Source organism: Jannaschia sp. W003 (genome assembly GCF_025144335.1).
In the GTDB taxonomy this organism is placed as follows: Bacteria; Pseudomonadota; Alphaproteobacteria; order Rhodobacterales; family Rhodobacteraceae; genus Jannaschia.
Window position 1 is genome coordinate 1,304,143 of sequence record NZ_CP083539.1, and the last position, 22,479, is coordinate 1,326,621.

26 protein-coding genes are annotated in these 22,479 nt (G+C 72.7%); 16 read left to right on the forward strand and 10 right to left on the reverse strand.

Translation table 11 applies throughout. The annotated features are described in order from the left end of the window. Nucleotides 1-97: 97 nt before the first annotated feature. The gene (locus K3554_RS06270) at nucleotides 98-1,354 is read right to left on the reverse strand and encodes an ABC transporter substrate-binding protein (RefSeq protein ID WP_259945011.1); all 1,257 of its coding nucleotides are present in this window, start codon (nucleotides 1,352-1,354) and stop codon (nucleotides 98-100) included. A gap of 174 nt (nucleotides 1,355-1,528) precedes the next feature. Here K3554_RS06270 and K3554_RS06275 point away from each other — a divergent pair, with 174 nt between their 5' ends. From K3554_RS06275 to K3554_RS06305, 7 genes are all read left to right on the forward strand, one after another. Next, entirely contained in the window at nucleotides 1,529-2,335 is an 807-nt protein-coding gene (locus tag K3554_RS06275; protein WP_259945014.1) for an IclR family transcriptional regulator, read from the forward strand. Then, nucleotides 2,332-3,390, forward strand: a complete 1,059-nt coding sequence (locus K3554_RS06280; RefSeq protein ID WP_259945018.1) for an ABC transporter ATP-binding protein — start codon at nucleotides 2,332-2,334, stop codon at nucleotides 3,388-3,390. The genes K3554_RS06275 and K3554_RS06280 overlap by 4 nt, the downstream gene beginning before the upstream one ends. An 85-nt stretch (nucleotides 3,391-3,475) precedes the next feature. Continuing rightward, entirely contained in the window at nucleotides 3,476-4,054 is a 579-nt protein-coding gene (locus K3554_RS06285) for a TRAP transporter small permease (RefSeq protein ID WP_259945021.1), read from the forward strand. Continuing rightward, nucleotides 4,055-5,347 (forward strand): TRAP transporter large permease, encoded by a 1,293-nt coding sequence (locus K3554_RS06290; protein ID WP_259945022.1) that lies wholly within the window; start codon nucleotides 4,055-4,057, stop codon nucleotides 5,345-5,347. It begins immediately after the preceding gene. Between the two features lie 80 nt (nucleotides 5,348-5,427). Further along, nucleotides 5,428-6,435, forward strand: coding sequence for a TRAP transporter substrate-binding protein DctP (dctP, locus tag K3554_RS06295; RefSeq protein ID WP_259945807.1), 1,008 nt, complete (start codon nucleotides 5,428-5,430; stop codon nucleotides 6,433-6,435). 177 nt (nucleotides 6,436-6,612) lie between these two features. After that, nucleotides 6,613-7,230: a hypothetical protein gene (locus tag K3554_RS06300; RefSeq protein WP_259945024.1), complete on the forward strand. Its 618-nt coding sequence runs from the start codon at nucleotides 6,613-6,615 to the stop codon at nucleotides 7,228-7,230. Next, entirely contained in the window at nucleotides 7,227-7,880 is a 654-nt protein-coding gene (locus tag K3554_RS06305) for a hypothetical protein (RefSeq protein WP_259945027.1), read from the forward strand. The genes K3554_RS06300 and K3554_RS06305 overlap by 4 nt, the downstream gene beginning before the upstream one ends. Before the next feature lie 56 nt (nucleotides 7,881-7,936). On the opposite strand, the gene K3554_RS06310 is transcribed toward K3554_RS06305, so the two are convergent. Next, nucleotides 7,937-8,350: a hypothetical protein gene (locus K3554_RS06310; RefSeq protein ID WP_259945030.1), complete on the reverse strand. Its 414-nt coding sequence runs from the start codon at nucleotides 8,348-8,350 to the stop codon at nucleotides 7,937-7,939. Beyond that, entirely contained in the window at nucleotides 8,347-8,742 is a 396-nt protein-coding gene (locus K3554_RS06315) for a tetratricopeptide repeat protein (protein WP_311200392.1), read from the reverse strand. Before K3554_RS06315 ends, K3554_RS06310 begins: the two co-directional genes overlap by 4 nt. Before the next feature lie 72 nt (nucleotides 8,743-8,814). On the opposite strand from K3554_RS06315, the gene K3554_RS06320 reads away from it, so the two are divergent. From K3554_RS06320 to K3554_RS06345, 6 genes are all read left to right on the forward strand, one after another. Further along, nucleotides 8,815-10,110, forward strand: coding sequence for a cytochrome-c peroxidase (locus tag K3554_RS06320; RefSeq protein WP_259945035.1), 1,296 nt, complete (start codon nucleotides 8,815-8,817; stop codon nucleotides 10,108-10,110). Between the two features lie 2 nt (nucleotides 10,111-10,112). Beyond that, nucleotides 10,113-10,952, forward strand: a complete 840-nt coding sequence (locus K3554_RS06325; RefSeq protein ID WP_259945037.1) for a PfkB family carbohydrate kinase — start codon at nucleotides 10,113-10,115, stop codon at nucleotides 10,950-10,952. After that, entirely contained in the window at nucleotides 10,949-12,283 is a 1,335-nt protein-coding gene (locus K3554_RS06330) for a hypothetical protein (protein ID WP_259945040.1), read from the forward strand. Before K3554_RS06325 ends, K3554_RS06330 begins: the two co-directional genes overlap by 4 nt. Beyond that, nucleotides 12,280-13,338 (forward strand): Gfo/Idh/MocA family protein, encoded by a 1,059-nt coding sequence (locus K3554_RS06335; RefSeq protein WP_259945042.1) that lies wholly within the window; start codon nucleotides 12,280-12,282, stop codon nucleotides 13,336-13,338. Before K3554_RS06330 ends, K3554_RS06335 begins: the two co-directional genes overlap by 4 nt. Continuing rightward, entirely contained in the window at nucleotides 13,335-14,234 is a 900-nt protein-coding gene (locus K3554_RS06340) for a hydroxyacid dehydrogenase (RefSeq protein WP_259945043.1), read from the forward strand. Before K3554_RS06335 ends, K3554_RS06340 begins: the two co-directional genes overlap by 4 nt. Nucleotides 14,235-14,315: 81 nt before the next feature. Further along, entirely contained in the window at nucleotides 14,316-14,855 is a 540-nt protein-coding gene (locus tag K3554_RS06345; RefSeq protein ID WP_259945045.1) for a flavodoxin domain-containing protein, read from the forward strand. Here K3554_RS06345 and K3554_RS06350 read toward each other — a convergent pair. Next, the gene (locus K3554_RS06350; RefSeq protein ID WP_259945047.1) at nucleotides 14,852-15,658 is read right to left on the reverse strand and encodes a class I SAM-dependent methyltransferase; all 807 of its coding nucleotides are present in this window, start codon (nucleotides 15,656-15,658) and stop codon (nucleotides 14,852-14,854) included. The two genes, K3554_RS06345 and K3554_RS06350, sit on opposite strands and share 4 nt — an antisense overlap. 87 nt (nucleotides 15,659-15,745) lie before the next feature. Here K3554_RS06350 and K3554_RS06355 point away from each other — a divergent pair, with 87 nt between their 5' ends. Both K3554_RS06355 and K3554_RS06360 read left to right on the forward strand, forming a co-directional pair. Then, on the forward strand, nucleotides 15,746-16,696 hold the full coding sequence (locus tag K3554_RS06355) for an aldose epimerase family protein (protein ID WP_259945049.1): 951 nt from the start codon (nucleotides 15,746-15,748) through the stop codon (nucleotides 16,694-16,696). Between the two features lie 2 nt (nucleotides 16,697-16,698). Continuing rightward, nucleotides 16,699-18,153, forward strand: a complete 1,455-nt coding sequence (locus K3554_RS06360; RefSeq protein ID WP_311200380.1) for an NAD-dependent succinate-semialdehyde dehydrogenase — start codon at nucleotides 16,699-16,701, stop codon at nucleotides 18,151-18,153. Between the two features lie 99 nt (nucleotides 18,154-18,252). Here the strand turns inward: K3554_RS06360 and K3554_RS06365 are convergent, their stop codons facing one another. The 6 genes from K3554_RS06365 to K3554_RS06390 form a co-directional block, all read right to left on the reverse strand. Continuing rightward, nucleotides 18,253-18,537: a DUF1289 domain-containing protein gene (locus K3554_RS06365; RefSeq protein ID WP_259945051.1), complete on the reverse strand. Its 285-nt coding sequence runs from the start codon at nucleotides 18,535-18,537 to the stop codon at nucleotides 18,253-18,255. Nucleotides 18,538-18,571: 34 nt separating this feature from the next. Beyond that, nucleotides 18,572-18,898: a DUF305 domain-containing protein gene (locus K3554_RS06370; RefSeq protein WP_259945053.1), complete on the reverse strand. Its 327-nt coding sequence runs from the start codon at nucleotides 18,896-18,898 to the stop codon at nucleotides 18,572-18,574. A gap of 84 nt (nucleotides 18,899-18,982) precedes the next feature. Then, nucleotides 18,983-19,921, reverse strand: a complete 939-nt coding sequence (locus K3554_RS06375; protein ID WP_259945055.1) for a D-glycerate dehydrogenase — start codon at nucleotides 19,919-19,921, stop codon at nucleotides 18,983-18,985. Continuing rightward, complete coding sequence (locus tag K3554_RS06380; RefSeq protein WP_259945057.1) at nucleotides 19,918-20,253, reverse strand: tRNA-binding protein; 336 nt, start codon at nucleotides 20,251-20,253, stop codon at nucleotides 19,918-19,920. Before K3554_RS06380 ends, K3554_RS06375 begins: the two co-directional genes overlap by 4 nt. Further along, a complete protein-coding gene (proC, locus tag K3554_RS06385) occupies nucleotides 20,250-21,044 on the reverse strand; it encodes a pyrroline-5-carboxylate reductase (RefSeq protein ID WP_259945059.1) in 795 nt (264 codons plus the stop codon). The genes K3554_RS06380 and proC overlap by 4 nt, the downstream gene beginning before the upstream one ends. Before the next feature lie 32 nt (nucleotides 21,045-21,076). Continuing rightward, on the reverse strand, nucleotides 21,077-21,583 hold the full coding sequence (locus K3554_RS06390; protein WP_259945062.1) for a YbjN domain-containing protein: 507 nt from the start codon (nucleotides 21,581-21,583) through the stop codon (nucleotides 21,077-21,079). A 252-nt stretch (nucleotides 21,584-21,835) separates the two neighbouring features. Between K3554_RS06390 and K3554_RS06395 the strand changes: the two genes are divergently transcribed. Further along, complete coding sequence (locus K3554_RS06395) at nucleotides 21,836-22,468, forward strand: DUF3047 domain-containing protein (protein WP_259945064.1); 633 nt, start codon at nucleotides 21,836-21,838, stop codon at nucleotides 22,466-22,468. Nucleotides 22,469-22,479 lie beyond the last annotated feature (11 nt).

Consider the following 22,479-nt stretch of genomic DNA (forward strand, 5'->3'; position numbering starts at 1 on the left):
GGGTGCGGCGCACGGGGAAGGCGGGGGCCTTGCCGGTGGGCCGGGGGTGGCGGACCCCGCCGCGCGGGGCGGCGGGGTCCGGGTCGTCAGACGGTCTTCATTCGTAGATGCGCTGGCGGGCCTCCTCGAGGCGCGCGATGATGTCCTCGAGGTTGTCGGGGAACACCATGAACTCCTGCAGGCCTTCCATGCCCACGGAGGCCATCTCGGCCGGGAAGTCGCGGTCGAAGAACTGCGCGACGCCGCCGGTGGCGTTGTTCTGCAGCATCTCGAAGCCCTGCTCCAGGAACTCGTCGGCATCCACCGAGGACTTGGCGTTGACGGGAAGCTGCCCGAGCTTCTCGCCCGAGTTAATGTCGGTCTGGACATCGGGCGAGACCACGTACTTCAGGAAGGCCTTGGCCGCGTCCATGTTCTGGGCGCCCGCCGCGATGTGGAACGTGTCGGTGGGGGCGTCCTCGCCCATCTCGACGTCCGGGTTGATGGCCGGGAACTGGTAGAAGTCGATCTGCTCGTCCGTGAGGCCTGCGTCACGCATCGGCGCCACCGCGAAGTTGCCGATCAGGTAGGCCGTGGCCTCGCCGTCGGTGAAGAACTTCAGCGCCTCCTGCCAGCTGTAGGACTGATGGTCGTCGATGAAGGCGCCCATGTCGATCAGCTCGCGCCAGTTGGCGAAGGTCTGGGCCACGCCCTCGTCGGTCCACGGGATCTCGCCGTTGGCGAGCCGCATGTGGTAGTCGAAGCCGTTGGTGCGCATGTTGAGGTAGTCGAACCAGCCACCGGCGGTCCAAAGGAACTTGGTGCCAATGGCGTAGCACTTCTTGCCGGCGTCGAGGATCTTCTGGCAGTTGGCCTTCTCCTCCTCGAAGGTCGCCGGCTCCTCGAGGCCCAGCTCGTCGAAGATGTCCTCGCGGTAGTAGATGCCCCACTGGTAGTAGGTGTAGGGCACGCCCCACTGCTTGTCGTCGATGGTCATCGCGCCCTTCACGGCCTGCAGGTCCTGCAGCTCCTCCTCCTGCCAGAGGTCGGAGACGTCGGCGAAGAGGCCGGCCTCGACGTAAGGCCCCATGCGGTTGGCGGCGTACCAGTTCACCACGTCGGGCGGGTTGGCGCTGAGCGTGTTGCGGATCTGGGTCTTCCACGCCTCGCGGTCGACCACCTCCAGCTCGACCGTGAGGTCGGGATGCATCTCGTCGAAGCCGGAGGCCAGCTCCTCCATCACCGCGCGGGGCGCGGGGTTCGACATGTCCGAGACAATGCGCAGCGTGCCCGACAGCGCGGGCGCGTGGGCGTCGGCATGGGCGGCGCCGGCCAGCGCGGTGGTGGCGGCGAGCGCCGTGAGAATGGAACGCATGGAGTCCTCCCTGGAATCCCTGAGGGCGGTCCCGCCGTGGCCCGCTCCACTCCCGAGCAGTACGTTCCACATTGTGAGACCTAGTTTCTTATGTTGAAATCATGCCTTGTCTCGGCCTAACCTGTCAACAGCCGCGGCGCCCTCGGGGACCGCGATCTCAGCGGGGAGGCGCGCGTGAACGTGCAGAGGGGCGAGGGCAGCGCGGAGGGCACGGTGGGCAAGGCGCTCGACGTGCTCGAGCGCGTGGCGGCCTTCGGGCGGCCCGTGCGCTTCGCCGAGCTCCTGGACGGCAGCCCCTACCCCAAGGCCACGCTCTACCGGCTGGTGCAGACGCTCGCGCGCCAGCGGATGCTGCGCCACGACCCCGAGACCAACGCCTACGCGCCGGGCCTGCGGCTGGTCCGCATGGCCCACGCGGCCTGGGACCAGTCGAGCCTCGCGCCCGTGGCGCGGCCTCATCTGGATTCCCTGAGCGAGGCGGTGGGCGAGACGGTGCACCTCGCGCAGCTCGACGGCGGCTCGGTGCTCTACGTCGACAAGCGGAACGCCGCGCGCCCCGTGGAGATGTTCTCGGCCGCCGGCAAGGTGGGGCCGGCGCACTGCACGGGCGTGGGCAAGGCGATGATGGCCTGGCTGGCGGAGGAGCGGCTCGAGGCGGTGCTGGGGCAGCAGTCCTGGTACGCCCACACCCCCGCCACGATCACGTCCGAGGGGGCCATGCGCGCCGAGCTGGAGGCGATCCGCCGCGCGGGCCACGCCGAGGACCGCGAGGAGCACGAGCCCGGCATCGTCTGCGTGGCGCTGCCGGTGCTCTCGCCCGAGGGGCGGGTGCGCGGAGCGGTGTCGGTGACTGCGCACGGGGGACGGGCGGCGCTGGTGGGGCTGCGGGCGCACCTGCCCGCCCTGCGCCGGGCGGTGGACAGCATAGCCGGGGAGCTGCGCGCATGGCGCTTTCCCGACCAACGGGAGGATCGGGAATGACGGGCGTCACACTGGAGCGGGTGGTCAAGCGCTACGGCGAGGTGCAGGTGATCCACGGCGTGGACTTGGCGATCCAGGACGGCGAGTTCTGCGTCTTCGTTGGCCCCTCGGGCTGCGGCAAGTCCACGCTCCTGCGCATGATCGCAGGGCTCGAGGAGACCTCGGACGGCGCCATCCACATCGGCGCCCGCGACGTGACCCGCATGGATCCGGCCGAGCGGGGCGTGGCGATGGTGTTCCAGACCTACGCGCTCTACCCGCACATGACGGTGGGCGAGAACATGGGGTTCGGGCTGAAGATGAACGGCCACCCCAAGGCCGAGATCCAGTCCAAGGTCGCCGAGGCCAGCCGCATCCTGAAGCTGGACGACTACCTGAAGCGCAAGCCCGCGGCCCTGTCGGGCGGCCAGCGCCAGCGCGTCGCTATCGGGCGCGCCATCGTGCGCGGGCCCGAGGTGTTCCTGTTCGACGAGCCGCTCTCGAACCTCGACGCCGAGCTGCGGGTGGAGATGCGGGTCGAGATCGCGCGCCTGCACAAGGAGATCGGCGCGACGATGATCTACGTCACCCACGACCAGGTCGAGGCGATGACGCTGGCCGACAAGATCGTGGTGCTGCGGGCGGGGCGGATCGAGCAGGTGGGCGCGCCGCTCGACCTCTACCGCGACCCCGACAACCGCTTCGTGGCGGGCTTCATCGGCTCGCCGGCCATGAACTTCCTCGCGGGGCGGGTCGCGGGTGGCGCGATCGAGGTGCCCAGCCTGCGGGGCACCGTGGCGCCGCCCGTGACGATGCCCCCCGACGGCACCGAGGTGCTGCTGGGGCTGCGGCCCGAGCACCTCGGGATCGACCCCGCGGGCGACACCCACACCGTGGATCTGACCGAGGCGCTGGGCGGGGTCAGCTACGCCTACCTCACGGCGGACACCGGCGAGAAGCTGGTGGTCGAGGAGCGCGGCGACATCCGCTCCGAGGAGGGCGCGCGCGTCGGCATCAACGTGGACGCGGCGCGGGCCATGGCGTTCGACGCTGGCACGGAGGCGCGCATCCGCTAGGGGGCGTGCGCGCCGTGATGGCTGTTGACGCACGGCCCCCCGCCCGCGCACCCTCCGCCGGGAACGGGGGGATGCCTTGGGCGCATTGACGGGAATCGCGCGGCTGCTGGCGGCGGTGCACGGGCCGGTGCTCGCCGTGGGCCGCTGGGTCGGCATCCTCGCCATGGCGCTGATGGTGGTGGCCATCCTCGTGCAGGTGTTCTGGCGCTACGGCCTCGACAACCCGCTGCCCTGGCCCGAGGAGGCGGCCCGGTTCCTGATGCTCTGGATGACCGGCGTGGTGGCGCCCACCGCCTGGCGGCGGGGGGGCTTCGTGGCGATCGACACGATCCAGCTCGCCTTGCCCCGCGTGGCGGGCGGCGTGCTGACGCTGGTGCTGCTGGCGCTGGCGTTCCTGGTGCTGCTGGTCTCCGTGCGGATCGGCTGGGCCGAGGTCACGGGCTTCTCGGGGCGGTTCAAGTCCTCGTCGCTCTACTACCCCACGCTGGAGGGCTGGGCGAAGATGCCCCGCTCGTGGATGATGGCCTCGCTGCTCGTCGGCGTGGCGCTACTGCTGTCGGTCACGGTGGAGTTGATCGTGCGCCAGCTCGTGCTGCTGCTGCGCCCCGATACGGCGTTGCCCGAGATCGCCCAGGCCGACCCCCTGGCGGCGGGAGCCGAATAGGTGCTGGTCTGGTTCCTGCCCCTGTTCCTCGTCCTCCTGCTGCTCGGCCTGCCGGTGTTCTTCGCGCTGCTGGCCGCGCCGGGCCTGATGCTGGCGCTGAACGGCGACGGCAGCGACTTCGTGCTGCTCTACCGCAACCTCTACAACGGCATGGACAGCTTTCCGCTGATGGCCATCCCGTTCTTCATGCTGGCCGGCGAGATGATGAACCGCGGCGGCATCACCTCGAGATTGGTGGAGTTCTCCCAGGCCTGCGTGGGCCACTTCCGGGCGGGGCTGGCGCAGGTGAACATCCTCAGCTCCATGCTGTTCGCGGGGCTCTCGGGCTCGGCCGTGGCGGACACCTCCGCGCTCGGCTCGATGCTGATCCCGGCCATGGAGCGCGAGGGCTACACCCGCAAGTTCGCCGCCGCCGTCACCGCCGCGTCCTCGGTCATCGGTCCGATCATCCCGCCCTCGGGCATCATGATCATCTACGCCTACGTGATGGAGGAGTCGGTCGCCGCCCTCTTCCTCGCCGGCATCGTGCCGGGCGTGCTGGTGGGCCTCGGGCTGATGATCGTGACCAACGTGATCGCGCGGCGCGCGCCGGACTTCCCGCCCCTGAAGCGCAAGGCGACCTGGCCCGAGCGGGGGCAGGCGTCGCTCAAGGCGTTCTTCCCGCTGCTCACCCCCGTCATCATCCTCGGCGGCATCCTCGGCGGCGTGTTCACCCCCACCGAGGCGAGCGCCGTGGCGGTTGCCTATGCGGCCGTGGTCTCGCTGTTCCTGCTGCGCTCCATGACGTGGCGCGACTTGCCGGACGTGCTCCTGCGCTCGGCCATCGCGTCCTCGGTGGTGCTGCTGCTCGTGGGCGCGGCCCTCAGCTTCAAAACCGTGGTGGCGCTGAGCCACGCGCCCGAGGCGCTGGCCGCCTTCATCCTGACGCTGTCGGACAACCCGCTGGTCCTCTTGCTGCTGATCAACATCCTCCTGTTCATCGTCGGCATGTTCCTCGATGCCGGCCCAGCGATCATCATCCTCGGCCCGATCCTCGGCCCCATCTTCCTGGAGATGGGCGTCCACCCCGTCCACTTCGCGATCATCATGTCCGTGAACCTGACCGTGGGGCTGGCCACGCCGCCCATGGGGCTGGTGCTGTTCGTCGCCTCGAGCGTCTCGGGCGAGCGGGTCGAGACCATCGCCCGCGCGATCCTGCCCTTCCTGGCCGTCGAGGTCTTCGTGATCGGGCTGATCACCTACGTTCCGGCCATATCGCTGGCGATGCCGCGGCTTTTGGGATTTGTTCAGTGACCACGACAGGGAGGAAGACAATGAACCTTACTTCGACCATCCGGGCGCTGGCGCTCGGCGCCGCCGTGGCGCTTCCGGGCATGGCCTGGGCCGACGCCCACGCCATCAACCTGCGCGCCACCGCCAACTCCAACGAGAACGACGAGGACTACGACGGCCTCGTGGTGTTCAAGAACTACGTCGAGAACGCCTCCAACGGCGCGATCACCGTGGAGCTGTTCATCGGCACCCAGCTCTGCTCGAACGGGGCCGAATGCCTGCAAGGGGTCGCCGACGGCTCGATCGACATCTTCGTGACCACCTCCGGCGGCGCGGCGGGCATCTTTCCCTACGTACAGATCTTCGACCTGCCCTACCTCATGGCCGACGACCGCATCGCCGAGGAGGTGCTGACGAACACCGAGCTGACGGCGCAGATGCGTGCCAAGGCGCTGGAGGATTCCGGGGACGCGATCCGCATCATGACCATCGGCAACACGGGCGGCTGGCGCAACTTCGCCAACACCGTCCGCCGGGTCGAGGAGCCGGGCGACCTCGCCGGCCTCAAGATCCGCACCGTGGTGGCCGACCTGCCGCAGGAGCTGGTGAGGGCCCTCGGCGCCTCGCCCACGCCGATCCCGTGGCCGGAGCTGTTCACCTCGTTCGAGACCGGCGTGGTGGAAGGCTCCAAGAACGGCATCACCGACATCATGGGCATGAAGTTCCCCGACGCGGGGCTTCAGTACGTCACCCTCGACGGGCATGCCTACATGGCGGCGATCTGGGTCATGAACAACGAGAAGTTCAAGGCCATGGACCCCGAGATGCAGCGCGTGATCGTGGACGGCTTCGCGGCGCTCCAGCAGGCCACCTTCGCGAGCCCGAAGCGCAAGTCGATCGAGGCCTACGAGGAGTTCGTGGCCGGCGGCGGCGACCTCTACGTGCCGACCCCCGAGCAGAAGCAGGCGTTCCAGGACGCCGCGGCGCCCGTCTACGACTGGTTCGCGCAGAACGTGGACGGCGGCGAGGAGATGCTGGGGAACTTCCGCGCGGCCATCGCCACCGCCGAGGAGTCGGTGAACGCCCGGCGCGAGATGGACATGCAGTAGGGCCCGCGCCCATTGCGACGGGGGAGGGGGCGGTCCGCCGGGGCCGCCCCTTCCGCGTCTTGAAGACTCCCGACATCCCGTAGCGTTCGAATCATTGAGGCGCCGGGCGGTTCCCCTACCTCCCCCCGCAACGGAGACAACGGCGACGACGAGGTGACGGTGCGGGAGATAGCGTTCGTGGGCAACGCCCCCCTGGAGGGGGACGTGAGCCGGGAGGTGGACCGGGCGGACCGGGTGGTGCGGTTCAACAAGACGCGGGGGTTCGGCGGCGCCACGGGATGCCGGATCGACGACCTGTTCCTCGTGAACTGCGGCGGGCAGATGCGCGAGTGGCTGCACGACCCCGCCTTCTGGCGCTCCCGCCCCGTGGCCGCGGCCCGGCGCATCTCGCTGCCCGTCGCGGCGGTGCGCGCCGGCTCGGGCCTCCTCGCCGCGCGCGGCGCGTCGCCCTGCGCGCGCGACGGGGTCAACTACGAGCACGACGCCCGCGCCCGGCTGCGGGGGCGCCCCGTGCGCACCATGCCCGACGTCCTGCGCCGCCGCGCGATCCGCGACCTCGCCGCGCTGGGGCCCTCGGGCGACGCAGCGTTCTGGCCCAGCACGGGGCTGCTGGGGCTCTACTGGTACGACGCGGTGACCGACGGCGACGTGCGCTTCGCGCTCTACGGCTTCGGCTTCACCGGCTGGGGCGGCCACGCCTGGGACCGCGAGCGCGCCTGGGTCGCCCGCCGCGCCCGCGCGGGGCGCATCCGCCTCCACGACCCCGCGCCGCTGGAGCGGGCCAAGGCCGGATGACGACGGCCGTCTGCGTCCTGCGCTCGGGCGGGCGCTACCGCCCCCTCTGGGCCGAGCGTCTCGCGCGCGGCCTGCGCCGGCGGGTGCCGGGGGTGGAGCGCGTCGTGTGTCTCACCGACCACGAGGGCCCGATCGAGGGCTGCGAGACCGCAGCCTTGCGCCACGACTGGCCGGGCTGGTGGGCCAAGATGGAGGCGTTCCGGCCCGGGTTGGCGGACGGGCCTGTCCTCCTCCTCGACCTCGACACGGTGCTGGTGGACGAGGCGGCGGCGCTGGCCGAGGGCGGCGACCTCGTGGCGATGGAGGACCAGACCTTCGAGGGCCGGGTCTCCACGGCCGTGATGCGCTTCGACGGTGCGGCGATGGGCGCGCTCTACCGGCGCTTCGCCCGAAATCCCGCCCACTGGATGGACCGCGCGTCCTGCCCCGACGCCCCGAACCGCATCCACGGCGACCAGGTGGTGGTGGACCGCTTCCTGCGCGACGAGGGAATCGCCCCGGCGTTCTGGCAGCGGAGACACCCGGCCCTGATCCAGATCCGCTGGTCCGAGGAGCAGCCCGTGGAAGCCCCGGTCCAGGTCTTCGTGCACCGCTGCAAGCCCGACGTGATCGGGGGGGCGGTGGCGGAGGCTTGGAGCGAAAGGGAGTAGGCCAGGGATTGGAGCGAGGAACCCGCCCCCCTACACCCGTCGCGCCCCCCGCACCTTCAACCGCGTCCGGAGCGCGAACCGCCGCGCGACCCCCATCGGATCGCCGAAGACCGGCAGGTGCGGGCGGGCCGGACCAGCACCTCCAGCCGCCACGGCGGCGTGTCGAAGAAGCGGAACCACAGCGCCGTGCCTTCGATCCCCCCGGGCCGGAACGTGCCGGTGGCGTAGGGGGCCACAAGCGTGACGTGCTCCATCTCGGGGCCGGGCGGGCCGAGCAGCGCGAAGTGGAGCGCCTCCTCGTGCGGCACGTCGTCGGTGGTGGCGGCGAGCAGCACGTCGCCCGCCTGCCACAGCCCCTCCAGTACCGCGCCGGGGGCCGTCCAGGCGGCGCCGCCGAAGCGGATGCGCAGGCGCGGGGGCGTGCCACACAGGGCCGCCGCCTCGCCCGCGACCGGCGCGAGCCGCGTCACCGGAACGGGTACATCCACACCTTGTAGTCGGCCACCAGCTCCAGTGCGTGGGCGATCTGCTCGGGAGTCATTTTCTTCGCCACCTCCTCCTGGCTGATCGCGGCGTCCGGGTCGCCCCCGATGGCCGAGAGCACGTACCACAAGTAGGCGCGCACGAGGTCGGGGGCGGGCATCCCCAGCCCCACCTCGTAGTACCAGCCCACCCCCGACTGCGCGCCGGGATGGCCCTTCATGGCCGAGCGCAGGTACCACTCGAAGGCGCGAACCGGGTCCTTCTCGCGGCCCAGCCCGAGGGCGTACATCACGCCGATCAGCTCCTCGGCGTCGGCGTTGCCGGAGCGGGCGGCGGGCCAGAGGGCATCGTAGGCCTCCTCGAACCTCTGCGCGTCCATCAGGTCGCGCGCCGCCTCGATGTCGGCGCCGGCGGGGGTGGACAGCAGCACCAGCGTGCCCAAGATCGCAGCATGTCGTCGCACGTCGTCCTCCTCGCCCTCATGCTCGCCGCACCCGCGGCCGGGGCGCAAGAGGTCGCGTTCCATCCGTTCGACGAGAGGAAGGCCGCGCTGGGGCGCCTCCTGTTCTACGACCCCGTGCTGTCGGGCAACCGCAACATCTCCTGCGGCACCTGCCACCACCACGAGACCTTCTCGGCGGACGGCCTGAGTTTGGGCATCGGCGAGGGCGGGCGCGGCCTCGGGGCGATGCGCCACGCGGGCGAGGGCGGGGAGGCCATTGCCAAGCGCGTGCCGCGCCACGCGCCCGCCCTGTGGAACATCGGCGCCACCGAGTTCACGCACTTCTTCCACGACGGGCGGGTCAGCGTCTCGCCCCACTACGAGGTCGGCTACGACACCCCTGCCGAGGAGTGGCTGCCCGAGGGCCTGCCGCACATCCTCGCCGTGCAGGCCCTGTTCCCGATGGTGGCGCAGTTCGAGATGGCCGGATCGCCCGGCGAGAACCCGGTGGCGGGGGCGGTGTACGATCGCGTGGACTACGCCTGGCCGATCCTGGCGAAGCGGGTGCGGACGATCCCGGAATACGGGGCGCTGTTCGTGGAGGCCTTCGAGGACGTGGACGCGGCAGCGGAGGTCACCATCGCCCACGTCGCCATCGCGCTGGCGGATTTCATGGGCTCGGAGTGGCGCTCGCTGGACGCTCCTTACGACCTCTGGGCGCGGGGCGAGGCGGAGCCCACGGCGGCCGAGGCGCGGGGGCGCGCCCTCTTCTTCGGGGACGCGGGCTGCGCGACCTGCCACGCGGGGCCGCTCTTCACCGACCACAGCTTCCACGCCCTGGCCCTGCCGCCCTTCGGGCCGGGGCGCACGCGCCGCTTCGACCCCCTCCCGCGCGACACGGGCCGCATGGCCGAGACCGACGCGCTCGAGGACGCCTACCGCTTCCGCACGCCCTCCTTGCGCAACGTCGCCCTGACCGCGCCCTACGGCCACAACGGGGCGTATCCAACGCTCGAGGGCATCGTGCGCCACCACGCCGACCCGGTGGCGGCGTTCGGGGCGTGGGAGCCGGAGATGGCGCGCCTGCCGGACGCGCCCTGGCTCGCCGCCACCGACTTCGTGATCCGCTCGGACGCACGCGAGATGGCGCGCGTGGCGAGCAGGATCGACATCGCACCCGTGGCGCTGTCGGACGGGGACGTGGCCGACCTCGTGGCGTTCCTCCACGCCCTCACCGGGGGCGCGAGCCGGCACGGACGGCTGGGACGGCCCGAGGCGGTGCCCTCCGGGCTGCCGGTGGACTGAGCATGGCCCGCCTCCTCGTCGCCGGCCTCGCCGTGCTGGACTACGTGCACCACGTGGACGCGCTGCCCGAGGGGGGCGCCAAGTTCCGTTCCCACGCCTTCGAGCGCATCGGCGGCGGCTGCGGCGCCTCGGCCGCCGTGGGCGCGGCCCGCCTCGGGGGCGACGTCACGTTGCTCACGCGGCTGGGTGATGACGGGGCCGGGGAAGAACTGGCGGCGATGTTGGAGGGCCGGGTGCGCCTCGTGGCGGCGCGGGGCGGGCGCCAGCCGCTCTCCTCGATCATGATCGACGCGGCGGGCGAGCGGATGATCGTGAACTATCCGGGCGACGCCTTGCCCGAGACGGTGCCCCCGCTGCCCCCCTTCGACGCCCTGCTGACCGACTGCCGCTGGGAGACCGCCGCCGAGGCCGCGCTGCGCGAGGCGAAGGCGCGGGGCCTTCTGGCGGTGATCGACGGCGAGCGCTTCGTGCCCGAGGCGCTGGCCCGCCTCGCCACCCACGTGGTGTTCTCGGCGCCCGGCCTGCGGGACTTCGCGGGGTGCGACGACCTCCGAGACGCGCTGGACGCCGCCGCGGCGCGCCTGCCGGGCCGGGTCGCCTACACCGACGGCCCCGACGGGGTGCGCTGGCACGGCGGGCCGCACGTGCCCGCGCCGGAGGTGCGCGCCGTGGACACACTCGGGGCCGGCGACCTGTGGCACGGGGCGTTCGCGCTCGCCCTTGCCCGGGGGGAAGGGCTTGCGGGGGCCTCCGCCTTCGCCAATCGTGCGGCAGCCTTGAAATGCACGCGCCGCGGGGGCTGGGACCACTGGCCCACCGCGCGCGAGATGGGAGCGCCATGAAGGTCGCCGTCCTGCCGCTCGCGCGGCCCACCTTCGACGTCGCCTATGCCGAGGAGGCCTTGGCGGCGATGCTGGCGCGCCTCGACGCCTGGGCCGCCGCCGGGGGGCACGCGCTCGCCGGCCCCCGCCGCCTGCTGATGGAGGCGGACGCCGCCGCGCTGGAGGCCGCCACGGGCGCCGACGTGCTCCTGATCCTCCAAGTCACCTTCACCGACGCCGCCTTCGCCGCGCGCGCCGCGGAAGGGTTCGGGGGCCGCGTCGCGGTCTGGGCCGCGCGCGAGCCGCGCGCGGGCGGGCGGCTGCGGCTCAACGCCTTCTGCGGGCTCAACCTGCTGGGCCACGCGCTGGGCCTGCGGGACGTGCCCTTCGCGTGGGGCTACGGCGCGGACACCGACCTCGATGCCCTGATGGCCGGCCCGCTCCCCGAGCCGCGACGAGGCGTCCCCATGGAGGCCGAGCCGGTCGCCGTGCGCGCCTTGCGCATCGGCCGCATCGGCGAGCACCCCGCGGGCTTCGACACCTGTCGCTACGACGCGGATGCCCTGCGCGCCCTCGCCGGCGCCGAGGTCGACGAGATGGCGCTGCCCGAGCTGTTCGAGCGCGCCCGCGCCATGCCCGACACCGCGGTCGCCCCCTACGCCGCCGAGGCCGGCACGCTGCGCGGCGTCGAGGCGCTGGACCGGGGCGAGCTGGACCGCTCGGTGCGCCTGGCCGCCGCGCTCGATGCGATCCGCAAGGAGCGGGGGCTCGACGCGGTCGCGATCCGCTGCTGGCCCGAGACGTTCACCGAGTACGGCGGCGCGGTCTGCGGCGGCGTCTCGATGCTGGGCGAGGCGCGCGTGCCCTGCGCCTGCGAGGCCGACGTGTACGGCGCCGTGACCCAAGGCATCCTCGGGGACGTGGCCGACGCGCCCGTGTTCCTGGCCGACCTCGTGGACATGGACGGCGAGACCGGCGTGGTCTGGCACTGCGGGCAGGCGCCCCGCTCCATGGCCGCGGGCGAGCCGGCGGCCACGGTGCACACGAACCGCCGGCAGGCCCTCCTCTACGAGTTCGCCCTGCGGCCCGGTCGCGTGACCCTGTTCCGCCTGAGCCAGGCGCGCGGGACGCCCCAGGCGGTGATCGCGACCGGCGAGGTGGTGGCGGCGCCGATGGCCTTCACCGGCACCTCCGGCACGGTGCGCTTCGACGCGCCTGCCGCCGACGTCCTCGCGGACGTGATGGCCTCCGGGCTGGAGCACCACCTGGCCCTCGCCTACGGCGACCACGCGCCCGCCCTGCGCGGCGTGGCCGCGCACCTCGGCATCCCCGTGCTGGAGCTGGGCCGATGATGCGCTACGGGCTTATCGGCGGCGGCATGATGGGGCAGGAGCACATCCGCAATGTTGCCCTGCTGGGAGACGCGGCCGTGACCGCGGTGGCCGACCCCGACGAGGGGATGCGCGGCCTCGCCCTAGCGACCGCGCAGTCGGCCCGGGGCTTCCTTTCGGCGGGCGACCTCTTGCGGGACGCCGAGGTCGACGCCTACCTCGTGGCCGCGCCCAACGACCTGCACGCCGAATTGCTGCGCGGGCTCATGGCGACCGACAAGCCGATCCTGGTCGAGAAGCCGCTGGCGACCACGTCGCGCGACTGCCGCGACCTGATCCGCCTCGCCCGCGGCCGCCGCGCGCCGATCTGGGTGGCGATGGAGTACCGCTACATGCCGCCCGTGCAGCGCCTGCTGGGCGCGCTGGACGCGGTGGGCACGCCGCGCATGGTGGCGATCCGCGAGCACCGCTACCCGTTCCTCGACAAGGTGGACGACTGGAACCGCACAAACGCGCGCACCGGCGGCACGCTGGTCGAGAAGTGCTGCCACCACTTCGACCTCATGCGCCTGATCCTCGGCGCCGACCCCGTGCGGGTGTTCTGCTCGGCGGGCGCCGCGCTGGGCGGCGAGATGGCCGACAACGCCTACGCCGTGGTGGACTTCGAGAACGGCGCGCGGGCCATGCTGGACCTGTGCATGTTCGCGGAAGGGGCGCGCTGGCAGGAGATCCTGACCGTCACCGGGGAGCGCGCCCGCATCGAGGCACGCATCCCCGGCCCGGCCCGCTTCCACCCCGCCGGCGAGGCCGTCGAGGCGGAGTTTTCGCACGCCCCCCGCGACCGCTCGGGCGAGACCACCGAGACGGTCCACACGCCGCCCGAGCTGCTCCATGCCGGCGACCACCACGGCTCGACCTACTTCCAGCACGAGCGGTTCCTGCGCCTGGTGCGTGGCAGCGCGGACGCCCCCGAGGTGGGCATCCTCGACGGCTTCTGGTCGGTGCTGATGGGCGAGGCGGCCGAGGAATCGGCGCGCACGGGGATGCCCGTGGACCTGCGGGGGAAGGGGCCATGATCCTTGTCACCGAGTTCATGGACGAGGACTGGATCGCGTGGCTGCGCGCACGCGGCGAGGTGCGGGTGGCGCCCGAGCTTGCGGACCGCCCCGCGGACCTCGCCGTCGCCGCCCGCGCGGCGCGCGCGCTGATCGTGCGCAACCGCACGCAGGTGCGGGGCGACGTGCTGGACGCAGGCATCGCCGTAGTCGGGCGCCTCGGGGTGGGGCTCGACAACATCGACGTGGCGGGCTGCGAGGCGCGGGGCATCCGCGTGATCCCCGCGACGGGGGCCAACACGCTCGCGGTCGCGGAGTACGTGGTGACCACGGCGGCGATGCTCCTGCGCGGCGCCTACGCCATGCGCCCTGAGATGGAGGCGGGCGACTGGCCCCGCGCCGAGGCGGGACGGGGCCGCGAGGTAGCGGGCAAGACCCTGGGGCTGGTCGGCTACGGCGCAATCGCCCGCGAGGTGGAGCGGCTGGCCCGGCCCTTCGGGTTCGAGGTCGTCGCCCACGATCCGCACTGCCGCGACTGGGGGGCCATGCGCACCGTGACCCTGGACGCGCTGCTGGCCGGGTCGGACGTGGTGTCGGTCCACGTGCCGCTGACGGACGAGACCCGGGGGCTGATCGGGGCGGAGGCGATCGGGTCGATGAAGGACGACGCCGTGCTCGTCAACGCCGCGCGCGGGGGCGTGGTGGACGAGGCGGCCGTGGCAGGCGCCCTGCGCGCCGGCACGCTGGGGGGCGCCGCGCTCGACTGCTTCGAGCACGAGCCGCTGGGCCCCTCGCACCCCTTCGCGGGCTGCCCCAACCTCGTGCTCACGCCCCACATCGCGGGCGTGACGCGCGAGGCCAACGCCCGCGTCTCCGAGATGATCGCGCGCGCGGTGGCGGGCGCGCTGGGCTGGTGACGCCGCGCAATTGATCCAGCGCAAGGCCGCCCCCGCCGGTCCCGTGCGATCCTCGCGCCGGACCAGCCGGAGGAGATGGCCATGTCGGTGCTCATCGCGTTCGCGACCGTGGAGGGGCAGACAGGGAAGATCGCCCGCTTCGCGGAGGAGGTGGTGCAGGGGGAGGGGCGCGCGGTGCGACGCGTCGATCTGGGGGGACGCCCCGGCCCCATGGACTTCGCCGGGGTCGACCGCGTGATCCTCGCCGGCTCCGTGCACGAGCGGCGCCACCCCAAGAGCTTCGAGGTGTTCCTGTGCGCCAACCGCGCGGCGCTGGCCGAGCGGCGCACGATGCTGCTGTCGGTCAGCCTCAGCGCCGCGTTCCCGGAAGGCATCGAGGATGCCGAGGCCTACGCCGAGGAGATGTGCTCGCGCACGGGGCTGCGGCCCGACGCGCGGATGCTCGTGCCCGGGGCCGTGCGCAACAGCCGCTACGACTTCTACGCCCGCCAGATCGTGCGCTTCGTGGTGCTGCGCGATCGCGGCTTCGACCCCGGCGTGGGCGAGTGGGAGTTCACCGACTGGGACGCCCTGGGGGACGGGCTGCGGCGGTTCCTGCGCGAGGACGCGCTGGTGGGCTAGCCCGGCATCCGGCAGCGCCAGAGGGTCACGGAGAGGTCGAGCGCGGCGGGGGTGCCGAAGGCCCGCCGCAGGGCGTCCGCCATCGCCGCGGCCGCGGCGTCCGGGTCGGCGCCGCGCTCGCGCAGCTCGTCGGCCAATGGGTTGCCGAAGACGAGGCCGTGCCCGAACACGTCCGGGTCGATCCGCTCGCGCCGCTCGAGGCGCTCGGGCTCCGCCTCCTCGATCCCCGCCGCCGCGAGCGCGCGGCGCACGGCGTCCCGGTCGCCCAGCCGGAAGGGCACCCGGTAGAAGCCCGGCGGGTCGTCCGGCACGAGCGCGGCGGCGACCCCGTGGGCCACCTCTCCGACGCGGTTCCGCTCCCAGCCGTCCCAGACGCTGAACAGGAACGGCGCCCCCGCGGCGAGCACCCGGCGCACCTCGCGAAGCGCCACGGCCGGATCGGGCGCGAACATCAGCCCGAACTGGCAGGCCGCGAGGTCGAAGCCGCCGTCCGGGAAGGGAAGGGCGGTCATGTCGGCCACCTCGAAGGCCACCGCCTCGGTGGGGCGGAAACGGTGCCGGGCGATCTCCAGCATCGGAAGGTTCAGGTCGGTCACCACCAGCGAGGCGGTGGGGATCAGCGCGTCGCGCAGCGGGCGGCTGAGGATGCCGGTGCCCGCCGCCAGCTCCAGCGCATGGGCGGAGCGGTGCGCCCCGGCCCGGCGGGCGAGGTCGCGGGCGAAGCCCTCGAAGAGCACCGGCCCGAGGATGCGGTCGTAGACTTCGGGAACGGAGCCGGCGAAGCGGGTGGCGGTCTCGGTCATGGCGTCCTCCGCCCCGCCATCCTAGCACGAAACGCCCCGGAACGCCCCCCCGTGACGCGGCCCGGCGGCTGCGCTAGGCCTCGGCCCATGGAACACACGATCTCCGGCCACGGGCTCACGGCGCGCTTCCTCGAGATGGGAGCGATCCTGCGCGACCTGCGCCTGGAGGGCCACGACGCCCCCTTGGTGCTGGGGCTGGAGGACGCGGCGCACTACCCCGAATACTCGCAGTTCATGGGCGCCACGGCGGGCCGCTGCGCCAATCGTATCGGCGGCGCGCGCTTCGTGCTGGACGGCGCCGAGCACGAGCTGAGCGCCAACTTCCGGGGCCGCCACACGCTGCACGGCGGCGCCGAGGGTACCGGCAAGCTGCGCTGGCGGCTGGCCGAGAAGGCCGCCAACGTCGTCCGCTTCGAGATCACCCTCGCGGACGGCCACATGGGCTTCCCCGGCCGCATCGAGATCGCCGCCACCTTCGCTTGCACTGCGAACGCGACGCTGCGGGTCGACTACGAGGCGACCTGCGACGCGTCCACCTTGTGCAACCTGGCGCACCACTCCTACTGGGTGCTGGACGATACCGGCGGCCTCGACCACCACCGCCTGCAAGTGGCGGCGGACCGCTACGTGCCCGTGGACGACGACCTGATCCCTACCGGCGTCGCCTCGGTGGAGGGTACCCGCTTCGACTACCGCGAGGGGCGGGGCTTGCCCGACCGCGAGGGGCTGCTCGACCACAACCTCTGCCTCGCCTCGGCCCGGGGGCCGCTGCGCGAGGTGGCCGAGCTGCGCTCCGAGGCCTCGAATGTGGCCATGCGCATCGCCACCACCGAGGCGGGGCTGCAGGTCTACGACGGCGCCAACCTCGACACCCGCGTGCCGGGCCTCGGCGGGCGCCGCTACGCGCCCCACGCGGGCATCGCGCTGGAGCCGCAGGCCTGGCCCGACGGTATCCACCACGAGGGTTTCCCGAACACAATGCTCCGCCCCGGCGAGCGCTACCGCCAGACCTCCACCTTCCGCTTCCTGAAAGGCTGACCATGCTCGACACCGGCTACACCCCCTGGATGCGCCAGGCCAACCTCGTGGCGGGCGAGTGGATCGCCGCCGACTCCGGCAGGACCATCGACGTGACCGACAAGGCCACGGGCGAGACCATCGGCACCGTGCCCGCCTGCGGCCGGGCCGAGACCGAGCGCGCCATCGCCGCCGCCGCCGAGGCGTTCCGCTCGTTCCGCGAGACCCCGCTGATGGAGCGCTGCAACCTCCTGTGGCGGCTGCACGACGCGCTGATGGACAACCAGGCGTCGCTCGCCGAGCTGCTGACCGTCGAGATGGGCAAGCCGCTGGCCGAGGCGAAGGGCGAGATCGCCATCGGCGCGCAGTACGTGCGCTGGTTCGCCGAGGAGGCGCGCCGCGCCAAGGGCGAGATCGTGCCCGCCGGCGTGAACGGGCGCCGCATCCTCGTGACCAAGCACCCCGTCGGCGTGGTGGGCATGATCACGCCCTGGAACTTCCCCTCGTCGATGCTGGCCCGCAAGATCGCGCCCGCCCTCGCCGTGGGCTGCACCGTGGTCGCCAAGCCCGCGACCGCCACGCCCTACTCGGGGCTGGCCTGGGGCGCGCTGGCCGAGGAGGCGGGCTACCCGGCGGGCGTGGTGAACGTGGTGACGGGCTCGGCGCGCGAGATCGCGGGCGCGATGATGGACGCCTTCGCGGTCCGCAAGATCACCTTCACCGGCTCCACCGAGGTCGGCAAGGAGCTGATCCGCGGCTCGGCCGACACCGTCAAGAAGGTGTCCATGGAGCTGGGCGGCAACGCGCCCTTCATCGTGTTCGACGACGCCGACCTCGAGGCGGCGGTCGAGGGCGCAATGGTCTCAAAGTTCCGCAACGCCGGCCAGACCTGCGTCTGCGCGAACCGCATCCTCGTGCAGTCCGGCATCCACGACCGCTTCGTGAAGAAGTTGGTCGAGCGCACGAAGGCCCTCAAGGTGGGCGACGGGCGCGACGACGGCGTGGAGCAGGGGCCGATGATCGACGCGGACGCGGTCGAGAAGGTCGAGGGCTTCATCGAGGACGCCAAACAGCACGGCGGCGAGGTGGTCACGGGCGGCAAGCGCCACGAGCGCGGCGGCACCTTCTTCGAGCCGACCGTGGTGACGGGGGCCAGTCAGGCCATGCAGTTCGCCACCGAGGAGATCTTCGGCCCCCTAGCCCCGGTGTTCCGCTTCGACACCGAGGAGGAGGCCGTGGAGCTGGCCAACGCCACCGCCTTCGGCCTGGCCTGCTACGCCTACACCAAGGACCTCGGCCGGGCGTTCCGCCTGAACGAGCGGCTGGAATACGGGATGATCGGCATCAACTCAGGCCTCATCACCACCGTCGAGGCCCCCTTCGGCGGCGTGAAGGAGAGCGGTCTGGGCAAGGAGGGCGGCAGCCAGGGTCTCGAGGACTACCTGGAGACGAAGTACGTCTGCGTGGACGGGATCTAGGTTCGCCGACCACGCCCCGGCCCTGCGCCGGGGCCTCCGCCCGCCACGGGCGCATCCGCCGCGGAGCGACGCGCGAGGATGGCCACCGGAGGCCCCGGATCAGGTCCGGGGCGTTCCCTCCGCCCCGCCCTCCACGACCTCCGGCACCGGCACCCCGCGCTTGCGGCAGCGCTTCGCGTAGGCCTCGCGCCAATGCGCGTAGCGGCCCATCGCGGCCTGCTGCGCCACCACCAGCGCCAGGAACCCGACGCGGGCGTCGCGCTTCTTGGCTAGCTTCGAGAGCCGCCGCTGGGCCTTGGTCATGGAGCAGGCGATGCAGTGCCGCCCGGCGGGGCCGGGGCGGCGGAAGCTGCAGACGCCGACGCAGGGAGAGGGAGGCTTCATGGGCGCGCAACGCGCGGGGGCGCGGACGGGGTCCTCAGCGCGGCGCTGCGCCGAGCCACGTCTCCAGCATCTCGATCTCCGCCCCCTGGTCGCGGATGACCTGCCGCGCGAAGGCGAGCAGCTCCGGGTCGTCGCCCTCCGCGAGCTGCGCCTCGGCCATCGCCACCGCGCCGCGGTGATGCACGATCATGTCGCGGGCGAAGTCCACGTCCGCGTCGCCGGTGGTGTCCGCACCTATGCCCGCCGCGTGGGACGCGCCACCCATGTCCATGGCGCCCACGCCCCGGACCAGCGCGAAGGTCGCGCCCGACGACAACGCCGCCACGATGGTCGCGACGGCCACGACTGCGGAAGTCCTCATGGTTCCCGATCCCCCCGGAGGGGCGCCGGCACGGCACCCCGGAACCGCGCAGATGCGCGCGGCGGGGCGCGCGCGCAAGGCCCTTCAGACGGGGTTCGGCGGCTCGCGGCCTTGCGCGATCGCAAGCGCGTTGGCGAGGGCCATGCGGCCCATTTCCTCGCGCACCTCCAGGGCGTTGGTGCCGAGGTGCGGCAGCAGAACGACGTTCTCCAGCGCGCGCAGGCGTTCGGGCACGTGCGGCTCGCGGGCATAGACGTCGAGGCCCGCGCCGGCGATGCGGCCCGCCTCCAGCGCCTCGATCAGCGCCGCCTCGTCCACCACGTCGCCCCGGGCGATGTTGACCACGATGGCGTGGGGCCGCATGGCCGCCAGCGCCTCCGCGCCCAAGAGGTCGCGCGTCTCGGGCGAGGCGGCGACGGCCATCACCACCACGTCCGACGCGGCGCAGAGCGCCTCGACCGTGTCGACCTGCCGCGCGCCCTCGACCGCCTTGGGGCGGCGGTTCCAGTAGGCGACCTCCATGCCGAAGGCCCGCGCGCGGTGGGCGATGGCCTGACCGATGCGGCCCATGCCGACGACGCCCAGCACCCTGCCGCCGAGGTGCATCCCCAGCATCTGGACCGGGTGCCAGCCCTCCCAGTTTCCTGCGCGCACCAGACGCTCGCCCTCGCCGGCGCGCCGCGCGGTCATCAGGATCAGCGTCATGGCGATGTCGGCGGTCGCATCCGTGACGGCGCCGGGGGTGTTGGTGACCGCGAGGCCCGCCGCCTTCGCAGCGCCGACGTCGATGTGGTTGTAGCCTACGCCGAAGTTCGCCAACCCGCGCGCCCGGATCGGCCCTTCGAAGGCGTCCGCTCCAAGGGCGTCGCCCAGGGTGGGAAGCACCACGTCGTATTCGTCCAGGGCCGCGCGGCACTCGGCGAGGTCCATGGGCCGCGTGGTGTCGCGGCAGGTGACCTCGAAGTGCTCGGCGGCGGCGCGCATCACCGAGTCGGGCAGGGCGCGCGAGACGAGGAGCTTCAATGCATCCTCCCGCCGTCGGGGACCGCGCGCTCGGGCTGGAGCAGCACCACCTCGCCGGCCGCGTCGGGCAGGCCCAGCACCAGCACCTCGGACATGAAGCGGCCGATCTGGCGCGGCTGGAAGTTCACCACCGCCACCACCTGCCGGCCCACGAGCGTCTCCGGGTCGTAGTGGGCGGTGAGCTGTGCCGAGGACTTCCGCTCGCCCAGCGCGCCGCCGAAGTCGATCCAGAGCTTGATCGCCGGCTTGCGCGCCTCGGGGTAGGCCTCGGCCCGCGTCACCGTGCCAACGCGGATGTCGACGCGCTGGAAGTCGCCGTACTCGATCGTCATGCGCGCAGCTCCCGCGAGCGATCGGCGGCGGCCTTCACGGTGCGCCGCGCGAGGTCGGGCAGCTCCGCCATCAGCACCTCCAGCCCCGCCTGAGTCGTGCCGTTCGGCGAGGTCACGTTGCGGCGGAGCTGCTCGGGCGTCTCGTCCGCCTCCATCGCCAGCCGGCCCGCGCCCGCCACGGTGGCCTTGGCGAGCCGCATGGCGAGGTCCGGTGCCAGCCCCTCGGCCTCGCCCGCGGCGGCCAGCGTCTCGATCATGTGGAACACGTAGGCGGGGCCGGAGCCCGACAGCCCCGTCACCGCGTCCATCTGGTCCTCGGAGTCGAGCCGCACCACCTCGCCCACGGCGCCCAGCAGCGTCTCGGCCAAGGAGAGGTCCGCCTCCGTCGCAGCAGAATTGCCGACGATCGCGGTGATCCCGGCCCCCACGGCGGCGGGGGTGTTGGGCATGGCCCGCACGACCCGCGCGCCCGGAAAGGCCAGCTCGAAGGCGGCGAGGGGCGTGCCGGCGGCGATCGACACGAACAGCGTGTCGCGCAGGTCCTGCAGCGCGGGCAGGGCGGCGCCCATCATCTGCGGCTTCACGGCGATCAGCGTCACGGCGGGACTGGCGGGCAGGGCGTCGCCTAGGTGCACGCCGGTGGCGCGCAGCCAGTCCGAGGGGTTCGGCTCGATCGCGTGCACCGCGCGGGGATCGAGCCCGGCGCGCAGCCAGCCGGCCAGCAGCGCGGAGCCCATCTTGCCGCAGCCCAGCAGCACGGCGCCGCGGCGGTTCAGGTCATGGAGCGTCATGGGCGGCACCGTGCCGGGGCGGGGGGGCGACTTCAAGCGTGGCCATAGGCCTCGGCGATGGCGATCTGCATGGCCTCGTCGGCGGATCGTCCGCCCCAGCACACGAGCTGGAACGCAGGGTAGAACCGCTCGCCCGAGAGCACCGCCTCGGCCACGAGGTGGTTGATCTGGTCGACCTGCGCGCAGGCGCCCCCGGCCAGCGCCAGCCCGTAGCGGTAGACCATGAGCTTGGACTTCGCCCAGTAGGTGAACGCGCCGTGCCAGCATTCGTCGTTCACGCGGTTCAGGAGCTCGTAGAGGCCGGGCAGGGACTCGGCGGGCGGCTCCATCTCGAAGCAGCACACGAGGCGCAGCGTCTCGGTGGTCTCGCTCCAGGCGAGGGTCACGGAGTAGGAGCGCCACTGGCCCTCGACCACCATGGCGATCTGGTCGTCGCCCACGCGGTCGAAGTCCCAGTCGTGGGAGGTGGCCACCGTCTCGACCAGGTCGATGGGGTGCAGGTCGCCCGTCTCCGAGAACTGGTCGCGCTGATACAGCATGAGGTGCTCCGTCTCGCCCTAGGTCTGCGCACCGCTCCCACCTCTTCGGGTGTCTCCGCCGCGCCCCACCACATATGGTTGAGCGGGCCGGGGGTCTGTAAAGCCCCGGATCGGCCTTATCCCCAAGAAAGCCGCGGCGGACCGCAACGCTCCACCGGTTTCTCGGCGCGAAGGCGCCGAACACGGCCCCCACACGCCGCGATCACGCCCCTGTGGCTTCGGATCGGGCATCGGCGCGCTAGCGTCGCCTCCATGAGAATCCTCCTCCCGGCCCTCGTCGCCACCGCCCTCGCCCTGCCCGCTGCCGCGCAGACCGTCGCCTTCGACGGCTCCTGGAAGGAGCAGGGCTTCCTGCGCTTCCGCACCAACGACTACCAGCAGGGCGGTGCGAGCCTCGGGGTCGCCTCGGACGGCACGGTGTCGCTGCTGTGGAAGGCGCTGCCCGAAGGCGCGCGGGACGCCACGAAGGCCTCCTGGAGCTGGGGCGTCACCGAGGGCGTGCCGCCCACCGACCTCGCGCGGAAGGGCGGCGACGACCGCGACCTCGCGCTCTACTTCGCGTGGACCGAAGCCGGGGCGTCGGTCGACCCGGCGCGCGCCATGCAGCTCCTGCGCGCGCCCACGACGCGGGTGCTGGTCTACGTGCGGGGCGGGGATGCCGCGCGGGGCACGGTGCAGCGCTCGCCCTACCTCGACGGCATGCGCACCGTGGTGCTGCGGCCGGCGGGCACGGGCAGCTTCTCGGAGTCGGTGGACCTCGCGGCCGACTTCCGCCGGGCCTTCGGCACGGAGTCGGGCGTGCTGGTGGGAGTGGGCGTGTCGGCCGACAGCGACGACACGAAGACGCGCATCCGCGCCACGGTGTCGAACCTCGCGCTGCGGTAGCACAGGGCCCA

What these genes read in the sequence shown, in the direction of transcription:
- K3554_RS06305 (WP_259945027.1), top strand. Translation starts at nt 7,227, where the DNA reads ATGACGACGGCCGTCTGCGTCCTGCGCTCGGGCGGGCGCTACCGCCCC.
- K3554_RS06335 (WP_259945042.1), top strand. Translation starts at nt 12,280, where the DNA reads ATGATGCGCTACGGGCTTATCGGCGGCGGCATGATGGGGCAGGAGCAC.
- K3554_RS06330 (WP_259945040.1), top strand. Translation starts at nt 10,949, where the DNA reads ATGAAGGTCGCCGTCCTGCCGCTCGCGCGGCCCACCTTCGACGTCGCC.
- K3554_RS06280 (WP_259945018.1), top strand. Translation starts at nt 2,332, where the DNA reads ATGACGGGCGTCACACTGGAGCGGGTGGTCAAGCGCTACGGCGAGGTG.
- proC (WP_259945059.1), bottom strand. Translation starts at nt 21,044, where the DNA reads ATGACGCTCCATGACCTGAACCGCCGCGGCGCCGTGCTGCTGGGCTGC.
- K3554_RS06315 (WP_311200392.1), bottom strand. Translation starts at nt 8,742, where the DNA reads ATGGACGCGCAGAGGTTCGAGGAGGCCTACGATGCCCTCTGGCCCGCC.
- K3554_RS06325 (WP_259945037.1), top strand. Translation starts at nt 10,113, where the DNA reads ATGGCCCGCCTCCTCGTCGCCGGCCTCGCCGTGCTGGACTACGTGCAC.
- K3554_RS06340 (WP_259945043.1), top strand. Translation starts at nt 13,335, where the DNA reads ATGATCCTTGTCACCGAGTTCATGGACGAGGACTGGATCGCGTGGCTG.
- K3554_RS06320 (WP_259945035.1), top strand. Translation starts at nt 8,815, where the DNA reads ATGTCGTCGCACGTCGTCCTCCTCGCCCTCATGCTCGCCGCACCCGCG.
- K3554_RS06365 (WP_259945051.1), bottom strand. Translation starts at nt 18,537, where the DNA reads ATGAAGCCTCCCTCTCCCTGCGTCGGCGTCTGCAGCTTCCGCCGCCCC.
- K3554_RS06350 (WP_259945047.1), bottom strand. Translation starts at nt 15,658, where the DNA reads ATGACCGAGACCGCCACCCGCTTCGCCGGCTCCGTTCCCGAAGTCTAC.
- K3554_RS06390 (WP_259945062.1), bottom strand. Translation starts at nt 21,583, where the DNA reads ATGCTGTATCAGCGCGACCAGTTCTCGGAGACGGGCGACCTGCACCCC.
- K3554_RS06360 (WP_311200380.1), top strand. Translation starts at nt 16,699, where the DNA reads ATGCTCGACACCGGCTACACCCCCTGGATGCGCCAGGCCAACCTCGTG.
- K3554_RS06270 (WP_259945011.1), bottom strand. Translation starts at nt 1,354, where the DNA reads ATGCGTTCCATTCTCACGGCGCTCGCCGCCACCACCGCGCTGGCCGGC.
- K3554_RS06355 (WP_259945049.1), top strand. Translation starts at nt 15,746, where the DNA reads ATGGAACACACGATCTCCGGCCACGGGCTCACGGCGCGCTTCCTCGAG.
- K3554_RS06345 (WP_259945045.1), top strand. Translation starts at nt 14,316, where the DNA reads ATGTCGGTGCTCATCGCGTTCGCGACCGTGGAGGGGCAGACAGGGAAG.
- K3554_RS06370 (WP_259945053.1), bottom strand. Translation starts at nt 18,898, where the DNA reads ATGAGGACTTCCGCAGTCGTGGCCGTCGCGACCATCGTGGCGGCGTTG.
- dctP (WP_259945807.1), top strand. Translation starts at nt 5,428, where the DNA reads ATGGCCTGGGCCGACGCCCACGCCATCAACCTGCGCGCCACCGCCAAC.
- K3554_RS06395 (WP_259945064.1), top strand. Translation starts at nt 21,836, where the DNA reads ATGAGAATCCTCCTCCCGGCCCTCGTCGCCACCGCCCTCGCCCTGCCC.
- K3554_RS06380 (WP_259945057.1), bottom strand. Translation starts at nt 20,253, where the DNA reads ATGACGATCGAGTACGGCGACTTCCAGCGCGTCGACATCCGCGTTGGC.